13 protein-coding genes are annotated in these 14183 nt (G+C 42.4%); 9 read left to right on the forward strand and 4 right to left on the reverse strand.

Annotated elements, in window-relative coordinates:
* Positions 1–61: 61 nt before the first annotated feature.
* The 6 genes from der (at position 62) to trmB (ending at position 6136) form a co-directional block, all read left to right on the forward strand.
* The gene (der, locus tag F9Y84_RS00260) at positions 62–1531 is read left to right on the forward strand and encodes a ribosome biogenesis GTPase Der (RefSeq protein ID WP_125250611.1); all 1470 of its coding nucleotides are present in this window, start codon (positions 62–64) and stop codon (positions 1529–1531) included.
* Positions 1532–1702: 171 nt separating this feature from the next.
* Positions 1703–3046: a UDP-N-acetylmuramate:L-alanyl-gamma-D-glutamyl-meso-diaminopimelate ligase gene (gene mpl, locus F9Y84_RS00265; RefSeq protein ID WP_147390176.1), complete on the forward strand. Its 1344-nt coding sequence runs from the start codon at positions 1703–1705 to the stop codon at positions 3044–3046.
* 5 nt (positions 3047–3051) lie between these two features.
* Positions 3052–3675 (forward strand): flavin prenyltransferase UbiX, encoded by a 624-nt coding sequence (locus F9Y84_RS00270; protein WP_147390175.1) that lies wholly within the window; start codon positions 3052–3054, stop codon positions 3673–3675.
* Positions 3676–3681: 6 nt separating this feature from the next.
* Positions 3682–4602 (forward strand): ABC transporter ATP-binding protein, encoded by a 921-nt coding sequence (locus F9Y84_RS00275; protein ID WP_147390174.1) that lies wholly within the window; start codon positions 3682–3684, stop codon positions 4600–4602.
* A gap of 2 nt (positions 4603–4604) precedes the next feature.
* Positions 4605–5372, forward strand: coding sequence for an ABC transporter permease (locus F9Y84_RS00280; protein ID WP_125250607.1), 768 nt, complete (start codon positions 4605–4607; stop codon positions 5370–5372).
* 98 nt (positions 5373–5470) lie between these two features.
* The gene (trmB, locus tag F9Y84_RS00285) at positions 5471–6136 is read left to right on the forward strand and encodes a tRNA (guanine(46)-N(7))-methyltransferase TrmB (RefSeq protein WP_147390173.1); all 666 of its coding nucleotides are present in this window, start codon (positions 5471–5473) and stop codon (positions 6134–6136) included.
* Positions 6137–6291: 155 nt separating this feature from the next.
* On the opposite strand, the gene F9Y84_RS00290 is transcribed toward trmB, so the two are convergent.
* The gene (locus F9Y84_RS00290; protein WP_128730866.1) at positions 6292–8214 is read right to left on the reverse strand and encodes an EAL domain-containing protein; all 1923 of its coding nucleotides are present in this window, start codon (positions 8212–8214) and stop codon (positions 6292–6294) included.
* Between the two features lie 465 nt (positions 8215–8679).
* Here F9Y84_RS00290 and panP point away from each other — a divergent pair, with 465 nt between their 5' ends.
* The 3 genes from panP to F9Y84_RS00305 all read left to right on the forward strand — a co-directional run bounded on the left by panP (position 8680) and on the right by F9Y84_RS00305 (position 12390).
* The gene (panP, locus tag F9Y84_RS00295; protein ID WP_128730867.1) at positions 8680–10308 is read left to right on the forward strand and encodes a pyridoxal-dependent aspartate 1-decarboxylase PanP; all 1629 of its coding nucleotides are present in this window, start codon (positions 8680–8682) and stop codon (positions 10306–10308) included.
* A gap of 394 nt (positions 10309–10702) precedes the next feature.
* Positions 10703–11740 carry a sensor domain-containing diguanylate cyclase gene (locus F9Y84_RS00300; protein ID WP_147390172.1) on the forward strand — a complete coding sequence of 346 codons (1038 nt, stop codon included), beginning with the start codon at positions 10703–10705 and terminating at the stop codon, positions 11738–11740.
* Between the two features lie 257 nt (positions 11741–11997).
* On the forward strand, positions 11998–12390 hold the full coding sequence (locus tag F9Y84_RS00305) for a VOC family protein (protein ID WP_147390171.1): 393 nt from the start codon (positions 11998–12000) through the stop codon (positions 12388–12390).
* A gap of 425 nt (positions 12391–12815) precedes the next feature.
* On the opposite strand, the gene F9Y84_RS00310 is transcribed toward F9Y84_RS00305, so the two are convergent.
* The 3 genes from F9Y84_RS00310 to F9Y84_RS00320 all read right to left on the reverse strand — a co-directional run bounded on the left by F9Y84_RS00310 (position 12816) and on the right by F9Y84_RS00320 (position 14132).
* Positions 12816–13172, reverse strand: coding sequence for a DUF2750 domain-containing protein (locus F9Y84_RS00310; RefSeq protein WP_167508292.1), 357 nt, complete (start codon positions 13170–13172; stop codon positions 12816–12818).
* Between the two features lie 11 nt (positions 13173–13183).
* Positions 13184–13762, reverse strand: a complete 579-nt coding sequence (locus F9Y84_RS00315; protein ID WP_125250600.1) for a glutathione S-transferase family protein — start codon at positions 13760–13762, stop codon at positions 13184–13186.
* An 88-nt stretch (positions 13763–13850) separates the two neighbouring features.
* Positions 13851–14132 carry a peptidylprolyl isomerase gene (locus F9Y84_RS00320; RefSeq protein ID WP_125250599.1) on the reverse strand — a complete coding sequence of 94 codons (282 nt, stop codon included), beginning with the start codon at positions 14130–14132 and terminating at the stop codon, positions 13851–13853.
* Positions 14133–14183: the final 51 nt, after the last annotated feature.

Genomic DNA, 14183 nt, shown 5'->3' on the forward strand with positions numbered 1-14183 from the left:
TGAATATTTTATGGGGCTTCGCTTTCGCGAAGCCTTTTGTTGTTTATAAAAGAGGTAGTCTATGCTTCCTGTGATCGCTCTGGTTGGGCGACCTAATGTGGGTAAATCCACACTATTTAATCGTTTAACACGTACTCGAGACGCGTTAGTTGCTGATTTCCCTGGCCTCACTCGTGACCGCAAGTATGGCCAAGCAAATTACGAAGGCTATGAGTTTATCGTGGTGGACACGGGTGGTATTGATGGCTCAGAAGAAGGCATTGAAACTGAAATGGCTGAACAATCTCTGCTGGCAATTGAAGAGGCGGATATTGTACTATTTTTGGTTGATGCACGAGCAGGCATGACTGTTGCTGATCAAGCAATCGCACAGCACCTTCGTAAACAGCAGAAAAAGTGCTTTGTCGTGGCTAACAAGACGGATGGTATTGATGCAGACTCCAATTGTGCAGAGTTTTATCAATTAGCATTAGGCGATGTACAGCAAATAGCAGCAGCACATGGCCGTGGTGTCACTCAACTACTCGAGTTAACCTTGCAGCCAGTCATTGCAGAGCTTTCTTTACAAGAAGAAGCCGTGGCGCAAGATGATGAAGACATTGCGGAACTTTATCTTGAAGATGAGGAAGTTGAAGCTGGCAAAACTGGCTTTGAAGACAAGCCTGTAAAACTTGCGATTATTGGACGCCCAAATGTCGGTAAGTCGACACTGACAAATCGGATTCTAGGCGAAGATCGAGTGATAGTGTACGACATGCCAGGTACGACACGAGACTCAATTTACATCCCAATGACTCGCAACGACAAAGAATACGTACTGATTGATACCGCAGGTGTACGTAAACGCAAGAAAGTCAGCGATGTTGTTGAGAAGTTTTCTGTGATAAAAACATTACAGGCAATTGAAGACGCAAATGTAGTTTTGCTAGTTGTTGATGCTCGTGAAGGGATCTCTGATCAAGACTTAAGCTTGCTTGGCTTTGCTCTGAATGCGGGTCGTTCATTGGTGATTGCAGTGAACAAGTGGGATGGTCTTGATGACTACGTAAAAGAGCGGATCAAAACAGAGCTAGACCGAAGACTGGGTTTTGTTGATTTTGCACGATTACACTTTATTAGCGCGTTGCATGGCACCGGTGTTGGTCACTTGTTTGAGTCTATCGATGAAGCCTACGAGTCGGCAACTAAACGTGTCAGTACAGCAATGTTGCGTCGCATTATGGATATGGCGCAGGCTGATCACCAGCCACCTTTGGTGCGTGGTCGTCGTGTGAAGCTGAAGTACGCACACGCAGGTGGTTATAACCCTCCGCGTATTGTTATCCACGGTAACATGGTGCACGAACTGCCAGATAGTTATAAACGTTACCTAATGAACTATTATCGCAAGGCTTTAAATGTGATGGGAACGCCAATTAAAATTGAGTTCCGCGAAGGGGACAACCCGTACGCAGGCCGTTCAAATAAAATGACGTTATCACAAAAACGCAAGTTACGTGCGTTTGCAAAAGAAAATCGTAACAAGTCTTAAACTATTTGGGCCGAACGATTGTTCGGCCCAACCTTTCTGTATAACCTCAATCTTGCAGCCCTCAGCAAGACCAGAATAATACTGGTGCAATAGATTCAACAATAAAGTCAGCCACCGATAAGCTGAGTATGTTAATCTAGCTAAAAATGAAAAATAAAGAATGCGAATGCTATGCACGTACATATTTTAGGGATATGCGGCACCTTTATGGGTGGTATTGCCGCTATAGCGAAGTCTTTAGGTCACAAAGTTACTGGCTCAGATCTCAACGTTTATCCACCAATGAGCACCCAGCTCGAAGCACTTGGCATTGAGCTTACTCAAGGCTATGACCCACAGCAATTAGTTGATGCTCAGCCTGATGTGGTGGTCATCGGCAATGCCATGAGTCGCGGTAACCCCTGTGTTGAATATGTGCTGGAAAAAGGGCTTTATTATACGTCAGGCCCTGAATGGCTTCGAGAAAATGTACTAAGAGAATCTTGGGTACTCGCTGTTGCTGGTACACACGGAAAAACGACTACCGCAAGTATGCTGGCTTGGGTGCTCGAATATGCTGGGTTACGTCCAGGGTTTTTAATCGGCGGGGTGGTTCAAAACTTTGGGGTGTCTGCGCGTACTTCGGACACACCATTTTTTGTCATCGAAGCAGACGAATATGACACCGCATTTTTTGATAAGCGGAGCAAGTTTGTTCATTATTTACCGCGTACACTAATCTTGAATAATCTAGAATATGATCATGCGGATATTTTTCCCGATTTAAACGCCATTCAGACGCAATTCCATCATCTTATTCGTACGCTACCGAGCCAAGGTAAAGCCATCTATCCTGCCGACGATAAGGCATTGCAAGAGGTGATAAATAGAGGATTTTGGAGCTTGCAGGAATCCCTAGGCAAAGAATGGTCGTATAACCTCATCAAAGCAGATGGCTCTAGTTTTACGGTACTGTTTGAAGGAGAAGAAAAGGGTGTAGTTAACTGGCAGGCCATCGGTGAACACAATGTCAAAAATGCCATGATGACGATTGCAGCCGCAAGACATGTTGGGATCCCAATAGAAGTAAGTATTGAAGCGCTAGGCCAGTTTATCTCACCTAAACGACGCATGGAGTGTAAAGGAGAAGTCAACGGAGTGACGGTTTATGATGATTTTGCTCATCACCCCACTGCTATCGCAACGACACTTGCAGGGCTTCGAGCAAAAGTAGGTGATGCACCCATCATTGCGATTTTAGAGCCGCGCTCAAACACCATGAAGCTTGGGGTGCACCAAGAGACTTTAATGCAGTCATTAGCAGTAGCAAATGAGGTGTATTTGTTTGAGCCTGAAGGCTTGTCTTGGTCGTTAAAAGCACAGGCTGAAAGTGCTGGACGGCGGTGCTTTGCTAGTGTCGATGAAATTGTTACACAGGTTGTTGCAAATCAAGCGCCGAATCAACATGTTTTAGTAATGAGCAACGGCGGCTTTGGTGGTATTCACGATAAATTATTAACTGCATTAAAAAAGTAATTTGTATGTCAGAACAAACATTTAAAGGGCCAATTACATTGGCATTCAGTGGTGCCTCAGGTGCACCTTACGGACTGCGGTTGTTAGAAGTATTAGTGTCGTTAAACTATCAAGTTTATGTGTTAATCTCTAGCGCAGCTCGAGTGGTTTTGGACACCGAGTCAAATGTAAAGCTATCTGGTAATGAGCAAAAAGCGAGCGAGCAGCTACAAACGCTATTCGCAGCCAAACAACAGCAAATACAAGTGTTTGGCAAAGATAATTGGTTTAGCCCTGTGGCATCTGGCTCGGCGGCACCAAAACAAATGGTGGTATGCCCATGTAGTGCAGGAAGTGTTTCAGCCATTGCGTTGGGAGCATCTGATAATTTATTGGAGCGTGCCGCTGATGTTGTGATCAAAGAGCGAGGAGAGTTGATTTTAGTGCCTCGTGAGACGCCTTTTAGCCCAATCCATCTTGAAAACATGCTTAAATTAAGCCGTTTGGGCGTGACGATTATGCCTGCCGCGCCAGGGTTCTATCACCAGCCACAAAGTATTGAGGATTTAGTCGACTTTATGGTGGCGCGAATTCTAGATCATCTGAACATCGAACATACTTTAGCAAAACGCTGGGGTTATGGAGAATAACAAAATATGACAATAGCACTGAACATCGAAGGATTAAAAAAGGTCTATAGTAACGGCGTCGAAGCAGTGAAAGGAATAGACTTACAAGTACAAGAGGGTGACTTTTTTGCTTTGCTTGGCCCTAATGGCGCCGGAAAATCAACAACAATTGGCGTTATCGCTTCACTGGTAAATAAAACCCAGGGCCGTGTTGAGGTATTTGGCCACAGTATTGATACCCATTTAGAAGACGCAAAATCTAACTTAGGGCTTGTGCCGCAAGAGTTTAACTTCAGTCAATTTGAGACGCTAAATCAGATTTTAGTGACACAAGCAGGCTACTATGGTGTGCCAAGAGATGTTGCACATCAACGAGCAGAAAAGTACCTCAAGCAGCTTGGACTGTTTGACAAAAAAGATAAGCAAGCTCGTACCTTGTCTGGTGGCATGAAACGTCGCTTGATGATTGCCAGAGCGTTGATGCACGAACCAAAGCTACTTATTTTAGATGAACCAACAGCTGGTGTTGATATTGAACTACGTCGCTCAATGTGGGATTTCTTACGTGAAATAAACCAACAAGGGGTGACGATTATCTTAACTACCCACTATTTAGAAGAAGCTGAGTTACTGTGCCGCAATATTGCGATTATCGATAAAGGCACCATAGTAGAGCATACAACTATTAAGGCATTACTTGCTAAGTTAGATAAAGAAACCTTTGTACTAGACCTCAAGTCTCCCATCAAGCCGGTGACGTTAGATGGTTATCAGTTTAGTCGTGTTGATGATCATACGATTGAAGTCGAAGTTGCTAAGTCACAGGGGCTCAATGGGGTCTTTTCACAGTTAACGCAGCAGGGGAATCAAGTATTGAGTATGCGCAACAAGGCTAACCGATTAGAGGAGTTGTTTGTGGGTCTATTAGAGCAGGGCAGAGGGGTATAATCGTGCTGAAATACGGCGTCGCGTTAAAAAGTATCTGGATAAAAGAGTGTATTCGCTTTTTGCGAATTTGGGTGCAAACTTTAGTACCTCCTGCGATCACAATGACGCTTTATTTTGTGATTTTTGGTAGCTTGATAGGTTCTAGAATCGGTGAGATGGGCGGCTTTAGCTACATGGAGTTTATTGTGCCTGGCCTTATTATGATGTCGGTTATTACCAACTCTTACTCTAACGTAGCTTCTAGTTTTTATTCTACTAAGTTTCAAAAAAGTATAGAGGAATTATTGGTTGCCCCAGTACCAAATTATATTATCGTGCTCGGCTACATGGGAGGTGGAATGGCCAGAGGCATGCTGGTCGGGTTAATCGTCACCATTGTGAGCTTATTTTTTGTTGATATCCAGATCCACAATCTTGCGGTGATTATTATCACAGTAATCTTAACCTCTGCGGTGTTTGCCTTGGGAGGGCTTATCAATGCGGTATTCGCCAATAGCTTTGATGACATCAGTATAATTCCCACTTTTGTACTTACTCCACTTACCTATCTGGGAGGAGTGTTCTACTCCATCACCTTGCTACCTGAGTTTTGGCAAGGCGTATCGCAGATAAACCCAATAATCTACATGGTTAATGCATTTCGCTTTGGCTTTTTAGGAGTCTCTGATGTAAATATCGGGGTGGCCTTTACAGTACTTGGCATCTTTATCTGTGGTTTATTCCTATTAGCGCTTAATTTGATTAAACGTGGTGTTGGGCTCAGGCACTAAGTGCGCTTGCGCTTAAATGGAGTGCTGTAAATGGTGGCAGCACTCTTGACTAATTTCAGGTAAAATCACCACAATTTCTTCCAAATTATCGATAGGTTATGACAGAAGCAAACTCTCGTAGTATTACCACTAATCAGCAAGGGCTGCATGAAAAGCTCGATGAAATCGTCACAAAACATTTAAAAGCTGAATTCAAAAAGCCGATAGCAGTGCACACTCAACGTGCTTTTGATGAGGTAAATAAACGAGTTCAGGCATTTGATGGACCCATTATTTTGGATTCGTGCTGTGGAGTAGGGGAAAGTACCGCGAACCTTGCTAAGCACCACCCTGAAGCGCTTATAATTGGAATTGATAAGTCTTCCCATCGCCTTGAAAAGCATGACGTAGAATATAAACAATCCGACGAAGGACAATATATTCTGGTACAAGCTGACTTAAATGATTTTTGGCGACTTGCGCTGCAAGCTAAATGGCAACCTAGCCACCATTACTTGCTCTATCCAAATCCTTGGCCAAAGGCTAAGCATATTCAAAGGCGTTGGCATGGCAGCGCAGTATTTCCCTATATTGTGAAATTAGGTGGCCAGCTAGAGCTACGTAGTAATTGGAATATCTATGTTAAAGAGTTCGCCAGAGCGCTTGAATTAAGTGGTGTTACTGCACATGTTGAAGCTTACGAAAACGAGCAAGCAATCACGCCTTTTGAGCGTAAGTATTGGGCAAGTGGGCAGTCGAGTACGCGCTTGTTGGCACAGATTTAATGCTCAGCAATGCGATTAAATCAACATAATTCAACCTAGGGGTGGTTGCTTTGTGAGGCAAGAAAATCTTGGCGATAACGCCGCTTTCATGTCCTGTTATAGTCAAGACTTACTCAGTCAAATTGAGCAAGTATTAAGTTAAATTGGTATTCATATCAAAGGTGGCCACTTGCCTTGCCTACCCAGCTTCCCTCTAATCGCGCCACTCCAGCTTCTTCTAGTTGTTTAGCCTGGCGACTCGTGGTCACACATGGGACAATCAGGTCAATGCGACGAGTGTTGCAGTGGTCAGCCAAGTAGGCGACGGAGCTCATTAGCATCTCGTCATCACTGAGCTGTTCACAAATACTTTTCTCGAGGCAAATTGCGTCGAGTGGTAATTTCAATATTCTGTTTATTGTAAGAAAGCCGCTATTCACACCGCTGACAGCAACATTGGCACCTTTAGCTTTTAGGGACTGCATCATTAAGTTCATGTCGCTAAAATTCTTTAGTACATCACTCTCATCAAACTCAAACGTGATAAGTTGAGGTTGCGGGTATCGTCGCAATATTTGACTGATATACTCAAAATATTCAGGATCAGCTATTTCTGCATGACTGAGTTGAATGCTCCAGGCATGGTTTGATTTTCTAAATCGAGTAACACATAGCTCAAGTAATTTCATACTAATTTGCGCGCGTAACTTGGGTTGCTTCATTACCGGATAAAAGTGCTCTGCATCAATAATTGCACCTCGCTCATTGAGAATACGAGCGCTGCACTGATATTGAATATTGTTGTGATCATGACAGGCCTTTCTGGGAGTAAAAAAGGGTATGATCCGATCTGATTCACACGCGCTTTGCAATAATCTTGTTAGGTGTAAGTTCTTTGATTGTTGCTGTGGGTTTATTTGTAACTGCGAGTCAAAATAACAAATCTGAATATTTTGTTGTTGTGCTTGTCTAAGCGCTAAAAAGGCATTCTCTAGCAACAAGGCACAGTTGCCTTTGGCAACGCCTGCGCACAAATTTACATACAGATGCGGCGCATCATAGATAGGTTTGGCGCAAGGAAAGGACTCAGTTAAATTGGCAAGGTAATGCTCGCTATTCTCAATACTCGTCACCAAGGCTATTTTAGATGTTGTTAGGCGATACACTTCAAATGGATGAGTAAACTCTGAGAAGTAACTCATTACTTTAGCCATTACATTATCACCAACCTCTGTACCATAAAAGCTTATGATATCCTCCAGCTCTTTGACCCAGACAACACTTAAGCACAAATGTTGAGATTTAGAATGTTTGAGTGCTTGCTCCAAGGCAATTCGATTGCCAAACCCTGTTCGGTTGTCACTCGTCAGAGTTTTCTTGTAGTACATAAAATATAGGCTGACGACAACCAAAAACATGATAAAGAAAAAGCTTGCATCAACTGCTGCATCTATCACACTCTCATTGAGCCTACTCTCAAGGTCATGAATAGTAATATCTGCGCCTGCAATATAAGTTGTACCATCTGGAAGCACAAAAGGAATGAATACACTTTTAAAATGACCCCATTTATCTTTCGCTACTTCAAAGACCGGCTCCGTTGAGTGAAAGGCACTTTTTAACGTTACAGAAGCTTCAGAGTAGATGTCTTGATAACGAGTGAGGCGTTTTAATTTGAGGTCTTCGCGAGTATAGCTTGATGCCGTAAAATGGACGTTAGGCGCTTTTAGCACCATAGTGTAAACATATTCTACGTTCAATGCGTTTGCAAGCTCAGTCAGGGCATGGCTTTTTTGTTTGAATTCAGCAGCTGTAATACTATCGAGAGAGCTGTGATAACCTTTGCCAACCATCACGTTTGCGCTGGTGGCTGCGTTGATAAGTTGCGCATCAATACTAGCCATAATGTCACGTCGTGTATCATAGTAGTTTGCAACAACGTAAATGGATAAAGCAGCTAAGAAGATCAACGATGCTAAAGCGAGCCACGCAACTGGTAATCTTGGGGTATAACTGGTCAGTCCCAATAATTGCGAGATTTTGGTCGACTCTCGCACTTTATTAGCTTTGAGTGGCTGAGCGATACTCCGAGTATTCATGATAATCCTTTATCCACCGATTCACTTGGTGTAAACGACGAAATACCGTTTCGGATTCAGGTGGTGTTGCCTTGTTACATAATATAAACAATACATCATAAGTTAATCACATGAAAAGAAATTGAGCAAAAAAGTTCCGCATTGATATTCTGCAAAATGTATTGTTGTCGAATAGGAGCTGGTCTACTCATAAAAGCTGAATGAGCATGACATTTTATACCTTATTTGTACCTGAAAAGTAAAATAAAAACGACAAATTTGAGCTCTAGCCTTCATTGAACTTTCGCTGGTTTTTCATAAAATTGTCAATGTTTCATGAATTTTGGCGCGACAATAGAAGACAATTCCTTTTCTTTACAGTAAAGTTAGCCATTTCATAGATCACAATCTCTTGTGTTATTGGCATTGCTCTAGTCTATTTTGATGGGAGAGTGTTAGTACACCTTTTGATGTTAGGTAGTATTGATGGGTCCAAAGCGTTGCGCCGTTGCCTCTGAAGAAAGCTTAATGCGTATATTTACAGTGCCTGAGGCACCTGATTCAACTTTGAGCAGAATCGAGCAAGAAATCTCGAGTAACTTGGCTGGTTTTTTGAATGAAAACATAGCTGCAATCGAGAAGCCACTTCATGAAGTTGAAAAAGACTTTCAGTCCGCACAGATCCCTGAAGTGCCAATGTTTGTCTCCGATTATGCTCAAGATATTATGGAGCAGCTAGTTGCGCATTCTGTGCATACTGCAGCGCCTAGTTTTATCGGGCACATGACCTCCGCGTTACCACACTTTGTATTGCCACTGTCCAAGTTAATGGTAGGGCTGAATCAAAACTTGGTAAAAATAGAAACCTCAAAAGCATTTACGCCACTTGAGCGCCAAGTACTTGGGATGGTTCACCATCTTGTCTATGGCAATAACGATACTTTCTACAATAAATGGATGCATAGTGCCAAAACCTCCTTAGGTGCCTTTTGCTCAGGAGGCACTATTGCAAATATCACTGCGCTTTGGATTGCACGCAACCGCTTATTAAAAGCGGACGGTGATTTTAAGGGGATTGGCGCATCCGGTATAGTTGCCGCGATGCTGCACTATGGCTACAAAGGATTAGCCGTACTGGTGTCTGAGCGTGGTCATTATTCATTAGGGAAAGCGGCTGATGTGCTAGGTATTGGGCGCGATAACTTCGTTTCCATCAAAACATCAGCTGATAACAAAGTTGATGTCAGTGCGATGCGACAAAAAGCACATGAATTGGAATCCCAAGGCATTAAAGTATTAGCGCTTGTAGGGGTCGCTGGCACAACAGAAACTGGTAATATTGACCCGCTAGAGGATATGGCTGATCTAGCTGAAGAGCTAGGTTGCCACTTTCATGTGGACGCCGCATGGGGAGGGGCAACATTACTTTCTAATAATTATCGTCACCTTCTCAAAGGGGTAGAGCGTGCTGACTCGATCACCATTGATGCGCATAAGCAGATGTACGTGCCTATGGGGGCTGGGATGGTGATTTTTAAAGACCCCGCAGCATCTGATGCGATTGAACATCATGCTGAATATATATTGCGAAAAGGCTCAAAAGACTTAGGAAGTCATACGTTAGAGGGTAGCCGGCCCGGTATGGCGATGCTTGTGCACGCATGTTTACGAGTGATTGGCCGTCAAGGTTATGAAATGCTCATTGACAAAGGCATTGAAAAAGCACGCTATTTTGCTGAATTGATCAAACAGACACCTGATTTTGAGCTCATCTCAGAACCAGAGCTTTGCTTGCTTACTTACCGATATGTTCCGGAAGCAATTAAATTGGCAATAGAGCAAGCGGATGAGCAAGAGAAGATAGACATTTATGCAGCCTTAAACAGATTCACTGCAAGTATGCAAAAGCGGCAACGTGAAGCCGGGCGCTCGTTCGTATCACGGACACGTTTGACTCCAGAGCAATATGAGCGTCAACCTACGGTTGTATTTAGGGTGGTATTAGCGAACCCGCTAACCTCTGAAGCCATGTTGACCGATATTATGGAAGAGCAGCGACAATTAGCTAAAACGGATCCGGTTTTCAAAAAGTACCTCGCGAAATATATTAATTAACTTGAGGTTTGGATAGGGAATGGGCTAACAAATTGTTTTAAAGTTACGCTAAATTACTTCCCTATCTAATCAACACCTTTCGGCGACAGAATTGCGCTTGCGTCCTGTGATTAGCATAGTAACTATACCCGGTTGGCAACGTGAATTTACATACAGGCAGTTATTCAGAGTCAATTCAACACGGTTTACGCTTAAATATCTCTTTTAAAAGATATAACTATCAGGGTTTTAGGTTGAATAGTCTGAACTTAAATTCTATGACTGACCAAAAAATATGGCTTACCCGAGCACACTGAAGGTGATTGGGTTGTATTACCACCAAGTTACTACAATTTGATTGGCTATTTGACTTGATTGGTATTAATCTAACTAAAAAGAGTCTACTCTTCGTATTATGTTGAAGAACTTTAGCAATGTAACCCAACGCCTCAGACGACTTAGCTCACAGGAGTTAGATGTATCTGGCACTTTTCAGAGCTTTCTGCTCGATTTACTTGATGAAGGTAAGCAGACCTTGAAGGTCGCTCGTGTGTCAGTATGGTTGTTTGATGACCTTGATAAGCCTTCAGAGTTAATCAATGTTGCTAATACTGATTGGTCTGGTAAAACACTTCCAGAACAGCTTCCAACACTTCAATATGAAGACTTTGCTGCTTATTTTACAGCGATTAACAGTGGTCGCTCTATTGATGCGAATGATGCAACAACAGATCCAAGAACCTGCGAATTTCACGATATTTATTTAGTCCCTCACAACATAAAAACGATGTTGGATACCGTTATTTTTAAAAATGGAATACCTCATGGTGTAGTGTGTTGTGAAGGGGATAAGATCCGTACCTGGCACAAAGATGAAATTGCATTTGCAGAAATGATTGCAGATTGCTGTAGCCGCCGCTTGCTAGTTAAAGCGCTATGGCAACTGCAATCACAACTAACAGAGCTGGCATTTAAAGACCCACTCACGGGGCTGAGCAATCGACGCTTTTTGATGGATAGTGCAAAGCGAGAAATGAGCCGTCACGCCCGCTTTGAGCACCCTTTTAGTCTGATGATGCTGGATATTGATCATTTTAAAAAGATAAATGACAACTATGGCCATGAAACAGGGGACTTAGTATTAAAACATTTTGCTGAAATTTGTGTTAACACGCTAAGACTAGAAGATTGTATGTGTCGCTTAGGCGGTGAAGAGTTTGTGGTACTATTGCCAAACACATCGATAAACTCAGCAATGATTATCGCTGAACGCCTAAGAAATGAAATAGAGCACGCCCGAATAGCGACGCCAGCAGGAGAGATTAGCGTTACCTCAAGTTTTGGTGTTGCACAAGTCAATACCAGCTTACCGTTTAGCCATGCGCTGAAAGCAGCTGATCATGCCGTGTATCAAGCCAAAGCGGAAGGCCGAAATTGCGTGGTTCCAGTATAATAATCCCTGCTCTTTTTTGATACTTATTTTAAACAGGTCGACTAGGTGATTCCTGCGTTAAAGTTTTTATCCAATCTGTTTTTGCTTAGGTCGCCCTGTTTATAGCATACGATTATGTAAATCTTGCACAAAATTTTCTTACCTCAAAATAGACCACTTAATTAAGATAATTGGTATTAAACTGATTTTACCTTGCCCAATATTTGTGCTTAAGTTATAAAAGGTTACGATTTTGTGTATAGCGGAGTGGGGAATCTGTGTTTGTTAAAACGGTGATATACGTAGATAGCGTTGAAGAAGTGCTAGACTTTTACTATCAAGCGTTTGGTCTGAGCACTTGTGACATGACCGATGATGGCGACTACGGCGAATTAGACACAGGTGAAGTTAAATTAGCATTTGCAAGCCACCCTTTAGCACAATCTCAATTCAAACAAGACTACATTCGTTGTCACCCAAAGCAACCCGCACTGGGCTTTGAAATTACCTTAAGCTGCGTTAATGTACCTGAATGCTATGACAAAGCTGTGGAGGCTGGTGCAGAGCCATTAAGTGCTCCAAGCCAAAAAGGGAGTGTGACACAAGCTTATGTTAGAGCAATAGAAGGGACGCTGGTCGCTCTGGTATCAAAAATATCTACCAATGAGTAATACTAATTAATTCTAATACAGACTCAATTTGAAGGAGTAAATCTGAGTTTACCTGCGTTAACAATCTATTATTTAGAAATAATAACCTGATAGAGATGGTAACTTGTTCTCTAGCAGCTGTTATCGACTAGATGTTCTCGTCTCAAATCAAAACAGCAAGCTAAATTAAGCGAATTGGTATAAAAAGCGTGGTGTAAATTGACGAGGCGCATATCAAGCTAGTACTAATACCAATTTGACTTAACACTTACTCAATTTGAAGGAGTAAACCTGACGCTAACAGCGTTAAAAATTTCTTATTTAGAACAACTAAATAGCAAAATTTTTGTCTGGTTATCGACAAGATTTTCTCGCCTCAAAATAGACCACTTAATTAAGCAAATTGGTATAATGCGCCCATGGCTATAGCTGCGTGAATCGTTATTTTATTCAATATCAACTAATAAGCGTGCAAGACCAACTGGTTCAATTTCAATACAGACATTGTCATCATTCCAGTTAAGGCCAACCAAAGCATCATCTTCTTTTAAATCTAGCACCCATTCGTCTAGGAAACTTTCAATATCTATGCTCATTGGTGAAAATTCGCTCCACTCATCACGGCACTGTGCTTGCGCTTTTTCTTCACTATCCCACAAAAGCAATACATCGGTTTCGTCGAACTGGTTAGAGTCAACTACAACCATGCCACCATCGCTTGAGCTGAGTGCCCAAACACTTTCAGTATTTTTTACTTGTCCAATAAAATCATTGACTTCTGAGCCAATTTCTTCTTCATTCATTATCGTCGTTCTCAATTTCGTGGATCTGTTTTCTGGGCAATAGGCTGATGTTGTAAGCGGTCATGAAAAGCCACTAGATTATCATAATCACTCAGGTCGATAAGCTCTCTAAAGAGAACCCAGTCAAGTAGGCAGTATAAACTTATTTGCAGATAATCACAGTGTAAAAACGTATCGCTTGTACATGCTTCGTTTAATGTGTGAAGTGTGTGACCAATTCGTTCACGTTGCAGATTAAAAAAGAGTTTATCTTGTTCAATATCGAAGCCGGAGCGTTTGCTAAGTAACAGTTCAATCAGTGAGTCACTGCACGCATTGATTAGTATTAACCAGTTCTCTTGATCCCAGCTAGGCACTGGAAGCTGGTACTTTTCACGTAGATAACGGATGATAAGATTGGAGTCGCAGACAAGTTGTGTATCGTCTAGTAGAAATGGTATTTTTCTGGCTGGGTTGTATTGTACTAACTCGTTGTGACCTTCTGGCGAAAAAATATCTATATGATGATAGCTTAATTCTATTTGCTTAGTCGCCGCCCACATTCTGATCCGACGGGCGTAAGGGCTGGTATTTGAGCCTATGAGTTTCATGCCATTATTCCTTAAACTGACGTTCTGTTGCTATTGCAACAAGCGGTGTGAGGAATAATGGCGAAACTCATATGATTTCGCAAGTGAATTAGTCGTTACGACTGGTCACTTCTAATAAGTGATATCCAAACTGGGTTTGCACAGGGCCTTGTACCTGGTTAATTGGCGCTGAAAAAACGACCTTGTCAAACTCAGGTACCATCATGCCGGGGCCAAACTCTCCCAACGCACCACCATCTTGACCTGAAGGGCAGTTGGAGTACTGTTTAGCGATTTCTGCAAAATCCTCCCCTGCGGCGATTCGTTCTTTTAACTCCAAACATTGCGCTTCACTATCGACTAGGATATGCCTTGCACTAGCGATTGCCATAATTTCTCCAATGATTAATTGTTATTCATACTTTATTCTAATCTAGGCAGA

The organism is Pseudoalteromonas peptidolytica (genome assembly GCF_012641745.1).
In the GTDB taxonomy this organism is placed as follows: domain Bacteria; phylum Pseudomonadota; class Gammaproteobacteria; order Enterobacterales; family Alteromonadaceae; genus Pseudoalteromonas; species Pseudoalteromonas peptidolytica.

What these genes read in the sequence shown, in the direction of transcription:
- der (WP_125250611.1), top strand. Translation starts at nt 62, where the DNA reads ATGCTTCCTGTGATCGCTCTGGTTGGGCGACCTAATGTGGGTAAATCC.
- mpl (WP_147390176.1), top strand. Translation starts at nt 1,703, where the DNA reads ATGCACGTACATATTTTAGGGATATGCGGCACCTTTATGGGTGGTATT.
- F9Y84_RS00270 (WP_147390175.1), top strand. Translation starts at nt 3,052, where the DNA reads ATGTCAGAACAAACATTTAAAGGGCCAATTACATTGGCATTCAGTGGT.
- F9Y84_RS00275 (WP_147390174.1), top strand. Translation starts at nt 3,682, where the DNA reads ATGACAATAGCACTGAACATCGAAGGATTAAAAAAGGTCTATAGTAAC.
- trmB (WP_147390173.1), top strand. Translation starts at nt 5,471, where the DNA reads ATGACAGAAGCAAACTCTCGTAGTATTACCACTAATCAGCAAGGGCTG.
- F9Y84_RS00290 (WP_128730866.1), bottom strand. Translation starts at nt 8,214, where the DNA reads ATGAATACTCGGAGTATCGCTCAGCCACTCAAAGCTAATAAAGTGCGA.
- panP (WP_128730867.1), top strand. Translation starts at nt 8,680, where the DNA reads ATGGGTCCAAAGCGTTGCGCCGTTGCCTCTGAAGAAAGCTTAATGCGT.
- F9Y84_RS00300 (WP_147390172.1), top strand. Translation starts at nt 10,703, where the DNA reads ATGTTGAAGAACTTTAGCAATGTAACCCAACGCCTCAGACGACTTAGC.
- F9Y84_RS00310 (WP_167508292.1), bottom strand. Translation starts at nt 13,172, where the DNA reads ATGAATGAAGAAGAAATTGGCTCAGAAGTCAATGATTTTATTGGACAA.
- F9Y84_RS00315 (WP_125250600.1), bottom strand. Translation starts at nt 13,762, where the DNA reads ATGAAACTCATAGGCTCAAATACCAGCCCTTACGCCCGTCGGATCAGA.
- F9Y84_RS00320 (WP_125250599.1), bottom strand. Translation starts at nt 14,132, where the DNA reads ATGGCAATCGCTAGTGCAAGGCATATCCTAGTCGATAGTGAAGCGCAA.